This is a genomic window from Streptomyces sp. NPDC008313, assembly GCF_042956125.1.
Taxonomy (GTDB): Bacteria; Actinomycetota; Actinomycetes; order Streptomycetales; family Streptomycetaceae; genus Streptomyces.
Genome location: NZ_JBIBFR010000001.1, coordinates 400,850 through 419,459 on the forward strand (window position 1 = coordinate 400,850; position 18,610 = coordinate 419,459).

The 18,610-nt window shown below is 72.1% G+C and carries 16 protein-coding genes; 7 read left to right on the forward strand and 9 right to left on the reverse strand.

Features of this window, described 5'->3' with window-relative positions; translation table 11 throughout:
• Window positions 1-276: 276 nt before the first annotated feature.
• Window positions 277-1,440 (forward strand): NlpC/P60 family protein, encoded by a 1,164-nt coding sequence (locus tag ACFY93_RS01825; protein WP_391352684.1) that lies wholly within the window; start codon window positions 277-279, stop codon window positions 1,438-1,440.
• Between the two features lie 110 nt (window positions 1,441-1,550).
• On the opposite strand, the gene ACFY93_RS01830 is transcribed toward ACFY93_RS01825, so the two are convergent.
• Entirely contained in the window at window positions 1,551-1,904 is a 354-nt protein-coding gene (locus tag ACFY93_RS01830; protein WP_391352685.1) for a hypothetical protein, read from the reverse strand.
• A gap of 459 nt (window positions 1,905-2,363) precedes the next feature.
• Between ACFY93_RS01830 and ACFY93_RS01835 the strand changes: the two genes are divergently transcribed.
• Both ACFY93_RS01835 and ACFY93_RS01840 read left to right on the forward strand, forming a co-directional pair.
• Complete coding sequence (locus tag ACFY93_RS01835; RefSeq protein ID WP_391352687.1) at window positions 2,364-3,419, forward strand: NlpC/P60 family protein; 1,056 nt, start codon at window positions 2,364-2,366, stop codon at window positions 3,417-3,419.
• 142 nt (window positions 3,420-3,561) lie between these two features.
• Window positions 3,562-4,194 (forward strand): hypothetical protein, encoded by a 633-nt coding sequence (locus tag ACFY93_RS01840; RefSeq protein ID WP_391352689.1) that lies wholly within the window; start codon window positions 3,562-3,564, stop codon window positions 4,192-4,194.
• 190 nt (window positions 4,195-4,384) lie between these two features.
• Here the strand turns inward: ACFY93_RS01840 and ACFY93_RS01845 are convergent, their stop codons facing one another.
• On the reverse strand, window positions 4,385-5,176 hold the full coding sequence (locus tag ACFY93_RS01845) for a LuxR C-terminal-related transcriptional regulator (RefSeq protein WP_391352691.1): 792 nt from the start codon (window positions 5,174-5,176) through the stop codon (window positions 4,385-4,387).
• Window positions 5,173-6,465: a PspC domain-containing protein gene (locus ACFY93_RS01850; protein WP_391352693.1), complete on the reverse strand. Its 1,293-nt coding sequence runs from the start codon at window positions 6,463-6,465 to the stop codon at window positions 5,173-5,175. Before ACFY93_RS01850 ends, ACFY93_RS01845 begins: the two co-directional genes overlap by 4 nt.
• A gap of 178 nt (window positions 6,466-6,643) precedes the next feature.
• Between ACFY93_RS01850 and ACFY93_RS01855 the strand changes: the two genes are divergently transcribed.
• Both ACFY93_RS01855 and ACFY93_RS01860 read left to right on the forward strand, forming a co-directional pair.
• Window positions 6,644-8,038 carry a PspC domain-containing protein gene (locus ACFY93_RS01855; RefSeq protein WP_391352695.1) on the forward strand — a complete coding sequence of 465 codons (1,395 nt, stop codon included), beginning with the start codon at window positions 6,644-6,646 and terminating at the stop codon, window positions 8,036-8,038.
• A complete protein-coding gene (locus ACFY93_RS01860; RefSeq protein ID WP_391352697.1) occupies window positions 8,025-8,261 on the forward strand; it encodes a hypothetical protein in 237 nt (78 codons plus the stop codon). The genes ACFY93_RS01855 and ACFY93_RS01860 overlap by 14 nt, the downstream gene beginning before the upstream one ends.
• Before the next feature lie 80 nt (window positions 8,262-8,341).
• On the opposite strand, the gene ACFY93_RS01865 is transcribed toward ACFY93_RS01860, so the two are convergent.
• The 4 genes from ACFY93_RS01865 to guaA form a co-directional block, all read right to left on the reverse strand.
• Window positions 8,342-8,872 carry a DoxX family membrane protein gene (locus tag ACFY93_RS01865; protein WP_391352699.1) on the reverse strand — a complete coding sequence of 177 codons (531 nt, stop codon included), beginning with the start codon at window positions 8,870-8,872 and terminating at the stop codon, window positions 8,342-8,344.
• 130 nt (window positions 8,873-9,002) lie between these two features.
• On the reverse strand, window positions 9,003-10,361 hold the full coding sequence (locus ACFY93_RS01870; protein WP_391352701.1) for a hypothetical protein: 1,359 nt from the start codon (window positions 10,359-10,361) through the stop codon (window positions 9,003-9,005).
• Between the two features lie 288 nt (window positions 10,362-10,649).
• Window positions 10,650-11,444: a class II aldolase/adducin family protein gene (locus tag ACFY93_RS01875; protein ID WP_391352702.1), complete on the reverse strand. Its 795-nt coding sequence runs from the start codon at window positions 11,442-11,444 to the stop codon at window positions 10,650-10,652.
• 246 nt (window positions 11,445-11,690) lie between these two features.
• Window positions 11,691-13,277 (reverse strand): glutamine-hydrolyzing GMP synthase, encoded by a 1,587-nt coding sequence (gene guaA / locus ACFY93_RS01880; RefSeq protein ID WP_391352704.1) that lies wholly within the window; start codon window positions 13,275-13,277, stop codon window positions 11,691-11,693.
• 490 nt (window positions 13,278-13,767) lie between these two features.
• Here guaA and ACFY93_RS01885 point away from each other — a divergent pair, with 490 nt between their 5' ends.
• Window positions 13,768-14,091, forward strand: coding sequence for a chorismate mutase (locus ACFY93_RS01885; protein ID WP_391352706.1), 324 nt, complete (start codon window positions 13,768-13,770; stop codon window positions 14,089-14,091).
• Between the two features lie 338 nt (window positions 14,092-14,429).
• Here ACFY93_RS01885 and ACFY93_RS01890 read toward each other — a convergent pair whose 3' ends face one another.
• Window positions 14,430-15,164, reverse strand: coding sequence for a hypothetical protein (locus ACFY93_RS01890; RefSeq protein WP_391352708.1), 735 nt, complete (start codon window positions 15,162-15,164; stop codon window positions 14,430-14,432).
• Between the two features lie 321 nt (window positions 15,165-15,485).
• On the opposite strand from ACFY93_RS01890, the gene ACFY93_RS01895 reads away from it, so the two are divergent.
• On the forward strand, window positions 15,486-16,490 hold the full coding sequence (locus ACFY93_RS01895) for an LPXTG cell wall anchor domain-containing protein (RefSeq protein ID WP_391352710.1): 1,005 nt from the start codon (window positions 15,486-15,488) through the stop codon (window positions 16,488-16,490).
• 145 nt (window positions 16,491-16,635) lie between these two features.
• Here the strand turns inward: ACFY93_RS01895 and ACFY93_RS01900 are convergent, their stop codons facing one another.
• Window positions 16,636-18,561 (reverse strand): GMC oxidoreductase, encoded by a 1,926-nt coding sequence (locus ACFY93_RS01900; RefSeq protein ID WP_391352712.1) that lies wholly within the window; start codon window positions 18,559-18,561, stop codon window positions 16,636-16,638.
• Window positions 18,562-18,610 lie beyond the last annotated feature (49 nt).

Below are 18,610 nucleotides of genomic sequence, written 5' to 3' on the forward strand. Positions count from 1 at the left end.
ACCGCACGAATTGGCTAGCGTGCGGGCGGGCCGTCCGACCTCCACCGGCGAACATCGCCGGGCCGTGCGGCTTCCGCCGAGTCCGGTGCGCCGCACGGCAGCCGGAGCCGGGGACCCGACCGACCTTGGGGTGAATCGGCCGACCGCCCTCGCGGGCGCGACGGCCGTAGGGCAAACCTTCCGGATCTCCGCCCGAACCCTCCCCCGGAGCCTGAACGGCCTGGGAGGTGCCCCCATCGCAACTCGGTAGGCGGTGTACGGAAGGAGTCGCCTCTCTTGGCGTCGCACCGCAGAGCGCACCCCTCGGGTGCGCGCGTCGCAGGCATACGGACCCCCGCCCTCGCGACGGCCGCCCTCACCTCCGTGGCCCTGTTGTCCCAGACGGCGACCGCCGCGCCCCAGGCCCGGCCCCGGCCGAGCCTGGAGGAAGTCCAGAAGAAGGTGGACGCCCTCTACCACCAGGCCGAGACCGCCACGGAGAAGTACAACGCGGCCAAGGAGAAGACCTCCCAGCAGCGCGAGCACGTCGACACCCTCCTCGACGACGTGGCCAAGCGCACCGGGAAACTCAACGACGCGCGCGACGAACTCGGCTCGTTCGCGGCCGCCCAGTACCGGACCGGAGCCGCCGCCCCCAGCACCGCGACGCTCCTGCTGGCCGACGACCCGCAGGACTACTTCGACCAGAACCAGCTGATGGGCCGGCTCACCAGCCGCCAGAAGTCGGCGGTCGACGACTACATCACCGAGCAGGCCGAGACGACGAAGAAGCGCCGGGAGGCGTCGGAGAGCCTGCAGACGCTGACCGACTCGCAGAGCGCGCTGAAGTCGAGCAAGGCGGACGTCCAGGCGAAGCTGTCCCAGGCCCGTGAACTGCTCTCCGACCTGACCGCCGAGGAGAAGAAGCGGCTGGCGGCCATCGAGGAGAAGAAGCGGGCTGAGGCGAAGCGCCAGGCGGAGGAGCTGGCCCGGCAGCAGGCCGCCGAGGAGAAGAAGCGCGAGGAGGCCCAGCAGGAGCCGGGCTCGTCCGGGACATCGGGATCGTCGTCCTCGGGCTCCACCGCTGACTCCTCGTACGCCACCAAGGCCGCGAAGGCCGTCGCGTTCGCCCGCGCCCAGGTCGGCAAGCCGTACGTGTGGGGCGCGACCGGTCCGGAGTCGTACGACTGCTCCGGACTCACCCTGGCGGCCTGGAAGTCCGCCGGCGTCACCCTGCCGCGCACCACCTGGGACCAGGTGAACGCGGGGACGACGGTCTCCGTCTCCGACATACAGCCCGGTGACCTGGTCTTCTTCTACGACGACATCAGCCACGTGGGCCTGTACATCGGCAACGGCCTGATGATCCACGCCCCGAAGCCGGGTGCGTACGTGCGCGAGGAGTCGATCCACTACGCGGGCGACACGATGCCGATCCACAGTGTGGTGCGGCCGGCGTGACGCCGGAACCGGCCGCGCCCGCCTGACGCGAGACCGGCCGGTTCAGGCTGGTTCAGGCCGGTTCAGGCCGGTTCAGGTGACACGAGGTCCGCCCGGCGCGGGCGGGCCCGTCAGGTCCAGAGCAGCGCGATGAAGATGTTGGCCGTGGTCAGCAGCCCGACCAGGCCGAACACGCTCTTGTCCACCTTCTCCTCGTCGCGCTTCACGTAGACGAGCCCGAGGATGACGATCAGGAGGGCGAGCTTGACGCCGATCTTGACGTTGTCGATCGGGTAGTCCTGGGCCTGGTTCAGTCCGACCAGGGCGACGCCGGTGACGAGCATGGTCAGCGCGCCGTGCAGCATTCCGGGGACGAATCGTGCCGTGCCCCGGCCCATCGCCTTCATCTGGGTGAGAAAGCCGCCGAGGAGCGCGGCGATGCCGATGATGTGCAGGCCGACGAAGAGATGGATGAGTACGTCCATGGGACCGGAGCCTATCCGGGGCCTTCGCGGCGGCTTCGGGCGCCTCCGCCGACTCCGCGACACCCTCACCTCGGGTACTCCGTAGCAGCGGGCGCGCCCCGGACACCCAAGAACCGGCATATCGGTCATCGCGCCGAACGAAGCCGTCGCCGTCTCGCCGGAACCGCGGTCGTACCCGGTCATCCGGCGGCCGGGTCCCGTCAGTTCCGTACATCGCGTCGCCGCCCCGTGACCGTGCGGCCTAGCGTCCTGGACCAGGTGACCGGCACCCCACCACCCTCGCCGCTCCGGCGGGGGCGGCAGCCGGTCGCCTCCGCCGAGAAGGGTCCGGCGGCGGCCCGCTCCCCCCTGTGCGGGGCCGCCGCCGGACGCGTCACCGCTCCTGGCGGCCTGGGCGGACGCACGGACTGTTCCGCGGAACGATCTCCGGACCGTTCCCCCAGGAAGGAGTGGGCCCTCGTGGCAGCGCACCGCAAGGCCGGGCGGCGACCGCTCGGTGGCAGCACCGCCCGCACCGCCGCGTCGTTCGCCCTCGCGGGAGCGGCGACGGCGACCGGTCTCGGCGGGACGGCGCACGCCGAGCCACCGCTGTCACCGGCCCAGGTGCGGGCCCGGGTCGACGCGCTGTACCAGCAGGCCGAGGTCGCCACCGAGAAGTACAACGGTGCCAAGGAGAAGGCCGACACGGCGGAGAAGCATCTGGACTCGCTGCGCGACGAGGCGGCGCGCAGGACGGAGCGGCTCAACGACACGCGGGACACGCTGGGTTCGCTGGCGGCGGCGCAGTACCGCGAGGGCGGGATCGACCCGGCGGTGCGGCTGGTGCTCTCCGCCGACCCCGACCGCTTCCTGGAGGGCGCGGCCGTGGCCGAGCGGGCGGGCAGCAGACAGGCGGCGGCCGTGTCCCGGGTACGGGGGCAGCTGCGCGGGATCGAGCAGCTGCGCGGGACCGCACGCGTCGAGCTGTCCGCGCTGAAGTCCCGCCAGGCGGAGCTGCGGCGGCACCGAAGGACGGTCAACGGGAAGCTGGGCGAGGCCCGTCGGCTGCTGTCCGGGCTCACGGACGGGCAGCGGGCGCGGCTCGGGGACGGCGGGGCGGGGCGCGCGTCACGGGACACCGGCCGGGGTCCGGTCCCCTCCGCCACTGCCACTGCCACGGCCCCGAACGCCCGGGCGGCGGCCGCCGTCGCCTACGCGTACGAGAAGCTCGGCAGCCCCTACGTCTGGGGCGCGACCGGCCCCGACGCCTTCGACTGCTCGGGGCTGTCCCAGGCCGCGTACCGTTCGGCGGGCGTCTCGCTGCCCCGGACCACGTACGCGCAGATCGGTGCGGGCCGACGGGTCTCCCGTTCCGAACTCGCCCCCGGTGACCTGGTCTTCTTCTACTCGGGGATCAGCCACGTCGGCATCTACGTCGGCGGTGGCCGGATGATCCACGCCCCTAACCCCTCGGCTCCGGTGCGGCTCGCGCCGGTCGACGAGATGCCGTTCGCGGGGGCCACGCGCGTGACGTGAGGACCGGCGGACGGAGCCGGCCGGGGCGGCGGAGGTGGCGGGGTGGCGGAGGCCCGGTTATGGCATGCGCACGTTCGCGGTAGCGTCGGCGCGGGCCGCCAGAGCCGGTCCCGGTCCGCCGTCGCCGTCCGAGAAGGTCCCGATGCCCCGCTCCTCACTGCCGCCACCCCCTCCTCCTCCGTATCTGAGGACCTGGCCAAACAGAGCGGCACTGCTGGCGGACCGCTACCGGGCGCTGGAGGAACTGCGCAGACGGAGTCTCGGGGTGCACCGGGTGCTGCTGCTGTGGCTGCTGGCGGTCGCGGCGATCGTCGGATGGGCGCTGTTGGTCCTGCCGTTGCAGCAGATCGAGCAGCAGGACCCCACCGGGATCATCCTCGGGCCGGTCTTCGCGGTTCTCGGTCTCGCCGCCCTCTCGCCCTCCGTCATCGCCGTCGTCCTCGCCGTCCGGCGCGAGCGTGACATGCGGGGACTGCGCGACGCCTGGCTGGCGCTCGACCGTGATCCACCGGCCGACGCCCGGCTCCGCTCCCCCGGCCTGAGCCTGTTCTGGCTGCTCTCCTCGTTCGCCGTGGGCGCGATCGGCGTATGGGCCGCCCTCGCGGCGACCGCCGGCGCCGAGCCAGGCCGGGACCGGTACAGCGACGTGGCCCTGGGACTGGGCATCGGCCTGATCCTGTGGATCACCGGTCTGATCGGGGTCACGAAGGCCGTACGTCACTACCGCTGGGCGCTGCGGGCCCTGGGACCGGTGCCGGTGCCGCAGCACCGGTAGGCGGCGTGCTCCTCGTGCGGCACGGCGCGGGCGGTCCGGAGCGTCAGCGTGTGGCGGGCCCCGTCGGCGCCCGAGGACGGGACCGGCCGGCTCCGTGCCGTCACCCTCGCGGGCCCGCGGGCGCACCACGTCCGGCCCGGCCCCGCCCCGGCGGGCCGGACCAGACGTCACCTACGCGCTCCGCCGGCCCTCACACCAGCCTGCGGGCCGTCGCCCAGCGGGTCAGCTCGTGACGGTTGGACAGCTGGAGCTTGCGCAGAACCGCCGACACGTGGGACTCGACCGTCTTGACGGAGATGTACAGCTGCTTGGCGATCTCCTTGTACGCGTACCCGCGGGCGATGAGGCGCAGGACCTCGCGCTCGCGCTGCGTGAGCCGGTCGAGGTCCTCGTCGACGGGCGGGGCGTCCGTCGAGGCGAACGCGTCGAGCACGAACCCCGCCAGGCGCGGCGAGAAGACGGCGTCGCCGTCCTGGACCCGGAAGACGGAGTCCACGAGGTCGGTACCGGTGATCGTCTTGGTGACATAGCCCCGGGCTCCGCCGCGGATGACGCCGATCACGTCCTCGGCCGCGTCCGACACGGACAGCGCGAGGAAGCGGACCGGCTGCTCGGCGTCTGCCATCAACGGGGCGCAGCGGCGCAGGACTTCCACGCCGCCGCCGCCCGGGAGGTGGACGTCGAGGAGGACGACCTCGGGCCGGGTGGCGGTGATGACGGCGACCGCCTGGTCGACGTCGGCGGCCTCGCCGATCACCTCGACACCGGTGCGCGCGGTCTCCCCGATCTCGGCCTGCACCCCCGTACGGAACATGCGGTGGTCGTCGACGAGCACGACCCGCACATGACGCCCGGCCCCACCGCCCGCGAGGGCCGCGCCCCCGTCGGACGCCCCGGCGGGACCGGCCGCCCCCGTCGCCCCGGTCGAACCGGTCGCCCCGGTCGAACCGCCGGTCTCCACCGGCCCGTTCTCGTCGCTCATGACGTCGTCTCCGCCCTCTCCATCTCCAGCTCGACCTCCGTGCCGCCGTCCGGCACCGCGCGCAGCCGCGCCGCGCCGCCGTTTCGCTCCATGCGGCCGATGATCGATTCTCTGACGCCCATACGGTCGGCGGGTATCGCGTCGATGTCGAAACCGGGACCGCGGTCGCGAACGGACACGAAGACCGTTCTGCCCTCGACTTCGGCGAAGACCTGTACCGCGCCGCCGTCGCCACCGTACTTGGCGGCGTTCACCATCGCTTCCCTCGCGGCCTGCATCTGCGCGGTCAGGCCGTCGTCGAGGGGGCAGTCGCCGACGACCACGACCTCCAGGGGGACACCGTGCTTGTCCTCGACCTCCGCGGCGTTGCGCCGGACCGCCTCGGCGAGGGTGGTGGGCTCGTCGTCCTCCTCCTTGCCCGTGCCCTCCGGGTTGTAGAGCCAGGCGCGCAGGTCGCGCTCCTGGGCGCGGGCCAGACGCCGGACCTCGCCCGCGTTCTCCGCGTTGCGCTGGATCAGGGTGAGCGTGTGCAGCACCGAGTCGTGGACGTGTGCGGCGACCTCCGCCCGCTCCTGGGCGCGGATACGCATCAACCGCTCCTCGGAGAGGTCCTGCGTCATGCGCACGAGATAAGGACCGGCGAGCAGGGCTATGCCGACGAGCACGGCGAGCGCGGCCTGCAGGACCGATGCGAGGTGGGCGGCGGAGCCCTGCAGCACGAATATCCCGGAGACGCCCGCGGTGACCAGCAGGACTCCCGCGGCCGAGCGCAGCAGGGTGAGGGTGCGCCTGCGGCGGCCCACCTCCATCCAGCGGGCCCGCCGCGCGTTGTCCGCCTGACGCCAGACCAGGGCGACGCCCGCGCCGACGAGGACGGTCGGCCAGAGATAGGCCTTGGTCCCCCCGCCGAGGTTCACATTGCCGACGAAGACCAGGGCCACGACGACCATGAGCAGCAGGGCGACGATCTGCCCCTTGTCCGGCTTGCGGGCGACGAGTCTGCGGCGGCCGTCGGGCGCCGTCTCCGTGTGGACGGCGGGGGCGGGCCGTCCGGCGCCGACGCCTCCGACACCGAGCGGGACGAAGAACCAGAACGCCGCGTACAGCAACGCGCCGAGCCCGTCGGCCATGAGCAGGCCGGCGAACACGAGCCGCACCCAGATCACGGGCAGCCCGAGATGTCCGGCGAGCCCCCGCGACACGCCCCCCAGCCAGCGTCCGTCGCTGCTGCGGTAGAGCTTGCGTGGGGGCCGCGGGTCGTCGAGGGGCGCAGTCGCGGCTTCCGGCATGGCATCGATATTCACACGCCCGGCCGACACGGGCATCAGGGTCGGCCCCCGAGACTCCCCTGATCTTCCGCCGGAGCGCCGTTCGAACGGTTCCCGGCCGGGTGTCAGGGACGATCTCAGGGTTCGTCCAGGGTCATCCCGGCTGCCACCGGGCGGCCCCAGCCGTCACGATGTACGCATGACAGATCAGCAGCACGCGGCATCGGAACGGGAACCGGGCCCGCGGCCCGGCCCCGGCGCCGAGCCGCCCGGCACCGCGCCGCCGGGGGCGCCCGGGGCCACGCTCGGAGACATGGCCGGGGACACGGCCGGGGCTCCGCGCGGGTTCCGGCGCGACCGTCGGCAGAAGATGCTGGGCGGTGTCTGTGCCGGGCTCGGGCGGCGGTGCGACATGGACCCGGTGATCTTCCGGATCGTCCTCGCGGTGCTCGCGGCCACGGGCGGCCTCGGCCTCATCTTCTACGGGTTCGCGTGGCTGTTCGTCCCGTCCGACGACGAGGACGAGAACGAGGTGCGCAAGCTGCTGACCGGCCGCGTCGACGGCCAGTCGCTGGCCGGGGTGCTGTTCGCCCTCGTCGGCTGCGGCGTGTTCCTCTCCATGCTCAACAACGGCAGCGTGCTGGCCTTCGCCGTCATCCTCTCCCTGCTCCTCGCGGGCGCGGGGTACTGGTCCCAGCACCGCGGCGCCCCCGACCCCGACCCGCTGGCCGCCCAGGCCGCCGCGGACGCCCCGCCGGAGGCGAAGGCACCACCGGTCCCGACGGCCTACCCGTCCTGGTGGCGCGACCCGATCGTCAAGGACGGCTCGCACGTGGGCGGCACCGGATATCTCTGGGGCCCCCGGGACAGCCGGGACCGCGACATCGCGGCCGCCGTCAACATCGCCCGGGGCACGGTGCCCCGGCGGGACGTGCGCGCGTCGACGGTGCCGAGGCAGCGGGGTCCGCGCTGGATCGGCGGCTACATATTCCTGCTTGCCCTCCTCGCGGCCGGCCTGGGCACCGGGCTGACGTGGGAGGACCACACGCTCGGCACCAGCCTGCAGACCGGCCTGGCCTGCGCGCTCGCCGTGTTCGGGACGGGCATCGCGGTCAGCGCGTTCGCCGGACGGACCGGCGCCGGATCGGTCTTCCTGGCCGTCGTCACCGCGGGGCTGCTCGCCGGCTCCGCCGCGCTGCCCGAGAACATGAGCACCCACTGGGCACGGACCGACTGGACGCCGACGGCCGTCTCCGACGTACAGCAGAAGTACGAGCTGGGCACAGGAGTGGGGACGCTGGACCTGACCGGCCTCGACCTCTCCAAGGACCGGACGGTCACCACACGCGTTCAGGTGGGCCTGGGCCGGCTGCATGTGATCGTCCCGAAGGACGCCACGGTGAGGCTGAGCGCCGACGTCGGTGTCGGTGACATCCAGCTGCCGGGCGACGGAAAGAAGGACCTGGACGTGGAGCCGGGCAAGAACAAGCAGGTGACGCTCTCCCCCAAGGGGGGCGGCAAGGACGGCGGCACGCTCGACCTGGACCTCGAGGTCGGAGCGGGACTGGCGGAGGTGACCCGTGCTACGTCATGAGATCCGGCCCGGAAAGCTGGTGGCCGGCCTCTTCCTCGCCTGCACGGGAGTCGTCTACGCCGGTGACGCGGGCGGCTGGTGGACCACTCCGTGGTTCACCGCCCTCCCGCTCGTCGTGGGCGGGCTGTCCCTGGCCGGGGCGACGGGCGCCGTGAGCCACGCGATACGCAGCCGTCGTCCGTCCGCCCAGGACGGACAGCCGCCCGCGGCCGAGAAGCCGTAGCGCGGCGGGCACCGGAGCCGGGCGACCGCCGGGCACCGAGGACCGGACGACGGTCCGGCCCGTCGACGGCGCCCGGACGCTCAGTACCCGCCGCCCTGCCTCTGCCGTCGCCGCGCGCCCAGGGCGGCGTCGGCGGAGAGGACGGAGGCACCGGCGAGGACGAGTGGCAGCCAGGCCATGAGGTAGGCGAGATCATTTCCGTAGTAGTACGGGTCGGAGGCCCAGCTCACCGTCAGCCACAGGCTGAGGGAGATCAGCGCCCCGCCGAGCGCGGCGAGCCGCGCGAACAGGCCCAGCAGCGTGCCGATCCCGACAGCGAGCTCACCGAAGGCGATGGCGTAGCCGAAGCCGACGGGGTTCTTCAGGGACAGGTCGACGAGGGCCGGGATCGCCGAGGAGTCCCGGACGGCGCGCATCATGTCGCCGATCGACCCCGTCCCGGAGTCGGACATGAACGCGCTGTCGGTGAGCTTGTCCAGGCCGGCGTAGATGAAGGTGACGCCCAGAAAGACACGCAGGGGCACCAGGGCGTACCGCGAGGCGGTGTCGCGCCAGCCCCGGTCGCCGCCGAGATGAGGAGACCGGGTATCCGTACGTATACCGTGCGTCATCACAGTCAGCCGCCTCTCGCCCCACATGGTTGACCCATCAACAGACCATACGTACGCCAACCGGCTCCCGCTCAACCCTCGGGCACCGATTTCTTCTGTTGGGGCGACCTTCGGCTCTGCGCGGCCTGGCCTAGTCCGCCACCTCGATCACGCAGCGGTTCGTCTCCACTCCCGCCGCTGTGACGACCTGGACCTCGACGCGGCCCGGTTCCACGTCGACCGGCACGGGGACGGTGAGGACGGCGTCCGTGGGGTTGCTGAAGCCGCCCGTCACGGGGACCAGCGGGACGTGGACGTTGACTGCGCCGATGCGGACGACCATGCGGGACAGCCTGCCGGCGGTGGTGGCGCCCGGCGGGACGAAGCCCGCGCCGCGGATCTCGATGTCGTCGCCGGTACGGATGGGCGCGTCCAGGTCGCCGGCCTCGCGGGCGCGGACCACGGAGAGGATCACCGGGCGCCCGCCCTCCGCGTACTTCCCCGCGAGATACGTGGCCGCCGACACCAGCACCAGCAGGGCGAGCCCCCAGGGCAGGTCGGGCAGTTGACCGGGTCGCCGGGCGAGCCGCACCACCGCGAAGAGCAGGGCGGCGGTGCCGACCACCACGTACTGGATGTCGGCGAAACTGCCGCGCCCGGAGTCGTCCGTGAGCAGGTCGGCGGCCCGCGGCCGGTCGGCGCGCACCTTCTGCAGCCGCTGCCCGAGCACCCGCAGTCCCACGACCCGGCGCACCAGCACCGCGATCCCGCAGACCACGGCGACGACGGTCACCATCCCGGCGCCGCGGGCGAGGTCCAGCCCGGCGATCAGGCCGTCCCGGGAACGGTGTCCGGAGGCGGCGGCCAGCTGCCCCACGAGGACGAGTACGGAGTAGACGGCGAGCAGCACCCAGCTCGCGGCCATCGCGCGGGAGGTGGAGAGCCGGTTGTCCTCGCCGATCACGGGCGCGAGGGCACCGCCGCGCGCCCGGTGCACGTGTCCGGCGGCGGTCAGCAGACCGCCCACCAGCACCGCGGCCGCCAGTCCGGCCGTACGGGCGGCCGTCCAGCCCGCGCCGATCGCGGTGAGCGCCTGCACGAGGAGCAGCACCGTCACGGCCCCCCACACCACGCACGCCGTACGCCGCCACAGCCGGCCCAGCCAGGCCTGGCCCTCGGCCCGCCCGCACTCGGCCACCAGGTCGGCGGACTGGGTCAGTTCGTCCGAGACCCACTGCCGCGAGGCGGACACCGAGTGGGCGACCGCCGCGGGCAGGCCCACCCCGGACGCCAGTTCGTCGCGCTTGCGCAGGAACGCGGCGACGGCCCGCCGGTGCCCCTCGCGGGCCCCGTGGGGGCAGTCGCCGCAGGTGCAGCCGCCCGCGTGCGCTCCCGGCCCTTCGCCGGTCCCCGCGCCGGGTCCCGTGCCGCCGCGCCCGGATCCGGCACCGGGTCCGGCACCGCTTCCCGCACCGCGTTCCGCGCCGTGTCGCGCCTCCTGCACCGCCACGCCCGCCGCCGCCTTCCCCGCACCGATTCCCGTGGGGCCGGACCTCCGTACATCCGGCCGCCCCGCCGACTACCCACCCATTGCCCCCGTGACGACAGCGCATTGTGCCGTACTGAGGGCCCTTCGCGTCCGGCAGGTCTGGTCAGCGGTGGGTGACGACCCGGCGCCGTGTTGACGGGGAAGGGTCGCCGGGCCCGTCACGGGAGGCGAGGGACGGTCCTGTCGGTACGCCGATGGCCAGAGGAAGTCAGGGGTATCAGGGGCGTCGGCGTCGGGGGCGTCGGGCCGTCAGGAGAGCAGGTCCGGCTCCGCGCGGCTGACGTCCTGCCACAGGGGCTGGTAGTTGATCCACGCGACGAGGTCGCCACCGAGCTGCTCGCGGGTCGCGACGGCCTGCTTGTGGTCGATGAGCACGGGGCGGCCCGCGGCCCTGGCGGTCAGCTGCACCTGACAGGAGCGTTCCATCGACAGGAACCACCAGGCCGCCGCGTCCACCGAGTCGCCGACGGTCAGCAGTCCGTGGTTGCGCAGGACCAGCGCCTTGTGGGTGTCGAGCGCCGAGGCGATCCGCCGCCCCTCCTCGGCGTCGACGGCGACTCCGCTGTACGCGTCGTACAGCGTGTGGTCCTCGTAGAAGGCGCAGGACTCCTGGGTGATCGGGTCGAGCAGGCCGCCGAGGGCCGACAGGGCGCGCCCGTGCACGGAGTGGCAGTGGGCGACGGCGACGACGTCGGGCCGCGCGGCGTGCACCTGGGCGTGCACGGTGAACGCCGCCTGGTTGACGTGGTAGCGGCCCTCGACCACCTGCCCCTCCTGGTTGGCCAGCACCAGGTCGCTCACGGTGACGTGCTTGAACGGCATCCCGAACGGGTTCACCCAGAAGCAGTCGCTGAACTCCGGGTCGCGCGCGGTGATGTGCCCGGACACCCCGTCCTCGAAGCCGAGGCGACCGAAGATCCGCAGCGCCCCGGCCAGCCGCTCCTTGCGGTGCCTGCGCTCGTCCTCCAGCGACTCGTACATCGGCGGCATGGCGAACCGCAGCTGGTCGGTCGGTACGGGCAGGGGCGGTGTGGGCCCGTGCATAGCTCCTCCAGCACTGGCGGATCGTTACGGAGCGGAAGGTACCCGCGGTGAGCCGGTGAGAACAGGGCCGTCCGTGAAGTGAGCGGACGACGGTCGCGCGGGGCGCGCGGACACGTCCGGCCGGCAGCGGGGACCGGCGGGGCGACCCGGACGGGAATACGTCTCGTCACGTGTCCGGCTGAGGGTCGCGCGTATGTGAGAAGGCGCCGCCCGGGCGGGTGGCGCCTTCTCACGAAGCGGGTGGGACTACTCCCACTCGATGGTGCCCGGCGGCTTGCTCGTCACGTCGAGGACGACGCGGTTGACGTCCGCGACCTCGTTCGTGATGCGGGTCGAGATCTTCGCGAGGACGTCGTACGGCAGCCGCGACCAGTCGGCCGTCATGGCGTCCTCGGACGACACGGGGCGCAGCACGATCGGGTGGCCGTAGGTCCGGCCGTCGCCCTGCACGCCGACCGAGCGGACGTCGGCGAGCAGCACGACGGGGCACTGCCAGATGTCGCGGTCGAGGCCGGCCGCCGTCAGCTCCTCGCGGGCGATGGCGTCGGCCTCGCGGAGCAGGTCCAGACGCTCCTTGGTGACCTCGCCGACGATCCGGATGCCGAGGCCGGGGCCGGGGAAGGGCTGGCGCTGGACGATCTCGTCCGGCAGGCCCAGCTCCTGGCCGACCATCCGCACCTCGTCCTTGAACAGCTTGCGCAGCGGTTCGACGAGCTCGAACTCGAGGTCCTCGGGGAGCCCGCCCACGTTGTGGTGGGACTTGATGTTCGCCGTGCCGGTGCCGCCACCGGACTCGACGACGTCCGGGTAGAGGGTGCCCTGGACGAGGAAGGCGACGTCCTCGCCGTGCTCGGCCTCGGCGATGATCTCCGCCTGGGCCTGCTCGAAGACCCGGATGAACTCCCGGCCGATGATCTTCCGCTTCTGCTCCGGGTCCGAGACGCCCTTGAGCGCTGCCAGGAAGCGCTCCTCGGCCTCGACGACCTTCAGCTGGACGCCGGTGGCCGCGACGAAGTCCTTCTCGACCTGCTCGGTCTCGTCCTTGCGCATCAGACCGTGGTCGACGTACACGCAGGTCAGCTGCGAGCCGATGGCCTTCTGCACGAGGGCGGCGGCGACAGCGGAGTCCACGCCTCCGGAGAGACCGCAGATGGCACGCTTGGTGCCGACCTGCTCACGGATGAGGGCAACCTGCTCGTCGATGACGCTGCCGGTCGTCCAGGACGGGGTGAGACCCGCGCCGCGGTAGAGGAAGTGCTCGAGGACCAGCTGGCCGTGCGTGGAGTGCATGACCTCGGGGTGGTACTGGACCCCGTACAGCTTCTTCTCGTCGTTCTCGAAGGCCGCGACCGGTACGACGTCCGTGGACGCGGTGACGGTGAAGCCCTCCGGGGCGGCGCTGCACGCGTCGCCGTGCGACATCCACACGGACTGCTCGTCGGGAGTGCCCTCGAACAGGGTGGAGCCGGGCTTGGAGACGTGCAGCGGCGTGCCGCCGTACTCACGGGCGCCGGTGTTGTCGACGGTGCCGCCGAGGGTGGTGGCCATCAGCTGGAAGCCGTAGCACATGCCGAAGACGGGCACACCGGCCTCGAAGAGCGCGCGGTCGAGACTAGGAGCGCCCTCCGCGTACACCGACGAGGGGCCGCCGGAGAGGATGATCGCAGCCGGGTTCCTGGCGAGCATCTCGGCGACCGGCATGGTGCTCGGCACGATCTCGCTGTAGACCCTGGCCTCACGGACACGGCGGGCGATGAGCTGGGCGTACTGCGCACCGAAGTCGACGACCAGGACGGTGTCGGGGGCGGCGGCAGCGGGGTTCGCTGATGGCACGGATTGCCTTCCGGCGGTGAGCAGGTGAGCGGGGGCTGTAGGCCAATTCTACCGGGTGCCGACCGCGCCCCTTCCGGGCCGGGATTCGGCCCGTCCGGCGCCCGGGAGCGGGTCCGGGGCGGGGGGCTCCGGACCCGGAACGGGAGGGGGCGGAGGGGGCGGCGGCGGAGAGGGCGGGCCCACCCGGTTCAGGCCCGGTTCAGGCCCGGCGCAGTCCCGGCTCAGACCCACGCGCGGCCAAGACCCAGGCGCGGCCAAGACCCAGGCCCGGCCCAGGCCCCGCTCGGCCCCGCGTCTCACCATGCGGCCCCGTGTACCGCCCGCCCCGCCCCCGCTGGCATACTGCGGCCATGCTCACGCACCAGACCTTCGTCTTTACCTATGGCACCGGGCCCACCGGCTGCCATGGTCGTGCTGCTTGAGCAACTGACAAGCGACTTCCCAGGCGCCCCGGGCCGACAAGGCCCGGGGCGCCTGCCGTTTCCGGACCTTGCCGCTCCGGGGCACCCCGACCCACAGGAGCCCCACCATGGCGGACGTACTCGACAAGACCGGCGCACGCACCGACGAGGCCGCGGACGTGATCACCGGCGCACGCGAGCGCATCGACGCGCTCGACGACCGGATCATCGGACTCGTACAGGAACGCATGGCCGTCTCGGCGGTGATCCAGGAGGCCCGGATCTCCTCCGGCGGCCGCCGGGTGAACCTCTCCCGCGAGATGGAGGTCCTCGGTCACTTCCGGGACGCGCTGGGCAAGCAGGGCACGTCCCTGGCGATGACCCTGCTGGAGCTGTGCCGGGGCCGCATCTGACCGGCGCGGCCCCGTGGGCCAGGCGCCGCGCGTGACCGGGGCGCGCGTGACCGGGGCGCGCGTAACCGGGGCGCGCGTAACCGGGGCGTACGTCGTGTCACCCGTACGGCGCGTGACCGGTGCGCCGCCCGCTTCGTTGGTCCCGTTGTCCGTGCCAGCCAGGGGCGGCCCCGAAAGAAACCACGCGTGGCTCCGCTGGAGCGGTGAGGCGTACGGCTCGCGCCGTGCGCCGTGGGACCTCGCTCCAGGGGTGTGACCGGACGGCAGGGGACAGCAGCCCGGTCACCCAAGAGAACGGCCGGCTCCGGGGACGCCCGGAGCCGGCCGACGGTCCCCCACTACTTCGCGAGCTTCTCCAGCTTCGCCACCTGCGCCTCGATGACGTCCGCCGGGATCTTCGCCTTGGCGGCGTCGAGCGCGTTCATCGAGTAGAACCCCGCGAGCGTCGAGCCGCTGCGGACGATCGTGAAGGCCATCGGGATGGTGGTGCCCTCGATCTTGCCCTTCAGTTTGTACGCGACCGCCTCGTCGCCCGCCTCGGGCGCCTCGAGGGCCTGTACGTCGCTGTACTTGTAGTCGGTGTGCTCGTAGGACTTGCACTTCTCCGTCGCCGTGCGCAGACCGGCCATGACCTTCTCGGCGTCGCCGTCGTCGTGGGCGAGCAGGGCCAGCGAGGTCACCGTGGCGTCCAGCTGGTCCTTCGCGGCGAGGGTGCGGCCGGTGCGGTCGGTGGCCGCGGGGTCCGAGGTGAAGAAGAACATGTCGGCGAGCGGCTGGCAGGTGGCCGGCGTCGCCGGGACGCTCGCGGCAGGCATGTCCGCGGCGGGCATCTTCTCGACCTTGTAGCCCTTGACGTCACCGTCGGCGAGGGCCGCCTCGTTCAGCTGAGCCTCGGTCAGCGCGGGCTTCTTGGCCGTCGTCTCCTTCGCGTCACCGGCGTCCTTCGAGGCCGTGGACCCGGCGGTCTTCGCCGGCTTGGAGGACGACTCCCCGTCCTTGTCACCGTCCCCGCCACAGGCCGCGGTGAACCCCAGCGCGGCCACGACCGAAACGGCGACTGCGACACGCGACACCCTTGACTTCACGATTCCACCCTCATGCTTCACGTTGAACGGCGCGGACCCCCGTCCGCGCCGAGCCATTATGTAAGCGCTCGACCAGCTCTTTTACCAGCGGTTTACACGTCCAGGCAGGTAACGATTCGGGACCACCGAGAAGGAAGCCCTGGTGTGATCCAGTCCACATAAGAATTCCGTGAATGAAGGGGCAACCATCCACGACCCTCGCCGGTCACACCTGCTGAACCACCGGCCACATCCGCGCCCCACACGCGTAGCGGCCTCCCTGACGCCCGTACCGCGACGTGCGGTGCAAACCGACTTACCGAGGTCCTCATGAAGCTTCGCCGCGCCATGGCCGCAGCGGCCACGACCGCTGTCATAGCACCGCTGGCTCTGCTGTCGGCACCGGCAGCGTTCGCGGGAGACGGAGACACCGCGGAGTCCACGTCGTCCTCCTCGGCAGCGTCGACGCCCGCGTCCACCCCGGCCTCCGACGAGACGACGAGTCCGGCGCCCAGCGCGTCCGCGTCGTCCGCCTCCGCCTCCGCGAGCGGCTCGCCGTCCGCCTCGGCCTCCGTGTCGACGCCGGCCTCGCCGACCGCCAAACCGAGCGACGAGCCGACCGACCCCGATGCCCCCTTCTGCGAGGACGTGGACGGCGACTACGGCTCCGCCAAGGTGTCCGCCGACCTCAAGGGCCTGCCCGGCAAGATCGTCGCCGGAGACGGCTACCACTCCTTCAAGCTGGTCGTCACCAACGAGAGCAAGGCCGACGTCCAGGACGTCGCCTTCTACGCCGAGGTGGAGAACTACGAGCTGGACGTGGACAAGTTCCTCAGCCAGTACGTCGACCTGGAGTTCAAGAACCCCGAGTCCGGCAAGTGGGAGCGCATCGGCACCGACGAGTGGGCCGGTGACTACTTCTTCTTCGTCGACACTCTCGAGGCCAAGGCCAGCGAGAAGGTCGACCTGCGCGTCAGCATCGACGCCAAGGCGCCCGCGGGCGACGCCTACTCCTTCGGTTCCGGTGCCTACCTCGACAACGTCAAGGGCCAGGACTGCATCGCCGAGGGCTGGGCCCAGTACGACTTCGAGGTCCTGAAGGCCGGTTCCGCGAACCCGGAGCCGGGCGACGCCACGCCGGACGACAAGGGTGACAAGGGCTCCGTCAAGAAGCCGCAGGGTGACGTCTCCCAGCTGCCGACCGGCAGCCTCGCCGAGACCGGCTCCAGCTCCGCGCTGCCGACCATCGGCCTCGTCGGCGGCATCGCCGTCGTCGCGGGTGCCGGTGCGGTGTTCACGGTCCGCCGCCGCAGGAGCGGTGACGCGGCCGCGTAGTACTCCGCCGCGCGGCACTACCGCTCGACGGTGCCGCGCAGCCGTACCACGCAGCAGTACCGCGTAAGAAGCCAGAGAAGAAGGACCTGGGCCAGGAGGGGGGCACAGGTCCTTCTTCTCTCATCACGTCCTGACGCGGACGCCGCTACTTCTTCGCCGGCGCCTGCTTCCCGGGCGTCGTCCGCTTCTTGGGCGGCACCGCCGGTATCCCCAGGAGCGGCAGCCTCAGGGCGCCGAAGGCGTCAGCCGGGACCGCGGGCGTGCGGGGCTCGACCGGCTTCAGGCGTGCGTAGGCCCCGCCCTGCGCCGGACGCGGGTCGGCCTCGCCCTTGTTGGGCCAGTACGACATCGCGCGCTCGGCCTGAGCCGTGATGGTCAGCGACGGGTTGACGCCGAGGTTCGCGGAGACGGCGGCACCGTCCACGACGGAGATACCGGGGTGCCCGTACAGCCGGTGGTACGGGTCGATCACCCCGGTCTCGCGGGAGTCGCCGATGGGGCAGCCGCCCAGGAAGTGGGCGGTGAGCGGCGTCCCCATCAGCTCGCCCACGTTGCTGCCCGCGAAGCCGTTGATCTCCTCGGCGATCGCGGTCGCGGCCTCCGAAGCGGCCCTGATCTGCTTGGGGTTGGGGGCACCGTGTCCCTGGCGGGCGGTCAGCAGCCCCTTCCCCGCGCCCTTCGGCTTCAGGTACGTCGTCAGGGAGTTGTCCAGCGACTGCATCACCAGGCCGATGATGGTCCGCTCCGACCAGCGGCGGTTCGACAGCGAACGGGCCACCAGCATCGGGTGCTTCGCCGCGTGGGCGAGCCAGCCGAGGACCCGGGACGACCCCTCGGCGTACGGGACCTGCAGGATGGACAGCCCGCCCATCGAGTTGGACCCCTTGCCGTAGCGGACGGGTTCGATGTGGGTGTTCTCGTCCGGGTGGATCGAGGACGTGATGGCCACTCCGCGCGTGAAGTCGGCCCGTGGCGCGCCGTGCGCCTTGCGGTAGCGCCGGTTGTCGGTCTGCGCGCCGACCAGCGCCTCGGAGTTGGTACGGGTCAGCTCACCCAGCCTGTCGGAGAGGTACGGCAGTTGTCCGCCCGCCTTCATCCGGTGCAGCAGGGTCTGCGTGCCGTACGTACCGGCGGCGACCACGACCCGGCGCGCGGTGAACGTACGACCCGCGCCCCCGCGCTTCTTCGCGCCCTTCCGCTTCGCCTCCGTGGGCAGGGTGGCGACGGCGTATCCGCCCCGCGAGTCGTCGGTCACGGAGACGACGGTCGTCATGGGGTGGACGACCGCGCCGGCCTTCTCGGCGAGGTAGAGGTAGTTCTCGTTCAGGGTGTTCTTCGCGCCGTGCCGGCACCCGGTCATGCACTCGCCGCACTCGATGCAGCCCTTGCGGGCGGGCCCCGCGCCCCCGAAGTACGGGTCGGTGACCTCCTCACCGGGCCGGGCCTTCGTCTCGCCCGCGGCGTCCTCGCCGTCTCCGAAGAAGACGCCGACCGGAGCCATGTGGAAGGTGTCGCCGACGCCCATCCGCTCGGCCGCGGCCTTGAGGTGGACGTCCGAGGGGGTCATGGTCGGGTTGAGCCGCACACCCAGCATGCGCCGGGCCTGGTCGTAGTACGGCGTCAGCTCCTCCTCCCAGTCCGTGATGTCCTTCCACTGGGGGTCCTCGAAGAACGGCTTCGGCGGTACGTAGAGGGTGTTGGCGTAGTTGAGGGAGCCGCCGCCGACACCGGCGCCCGCCAGCACCATCACGTTGCCCAGCAGGTGGATGCGCTGGATGCCGTACATGCCGAGGGCGGGCGCCCACAGATAGTTCCTGATGTCCCAGGAGTTCTTGGGCAGCGTGGTGCGCTCGAAGCGGCGGCCCGCTTCGAGGACGCCCACCCGGTAGCCCTTCTCGGTCAGCCGCAGCGCGGTGACGGACCCGCCGAAGCCGGAACCGACGACGAGGACGTCGTAGTCGTAGGCACTGTCGTCGTACGCGCTGTCGTCATGGGCGTTGCCGTCGGGCTTACTGCCGTCGTGGGCGCCGTCGCCGCCCTTGTCCTGCTGGACGGAGTTCTCCTGTGACACGTGCTCTCCTCATCGAGAACGGGCGGGTTCCGGGGCCTGATTGACGGCT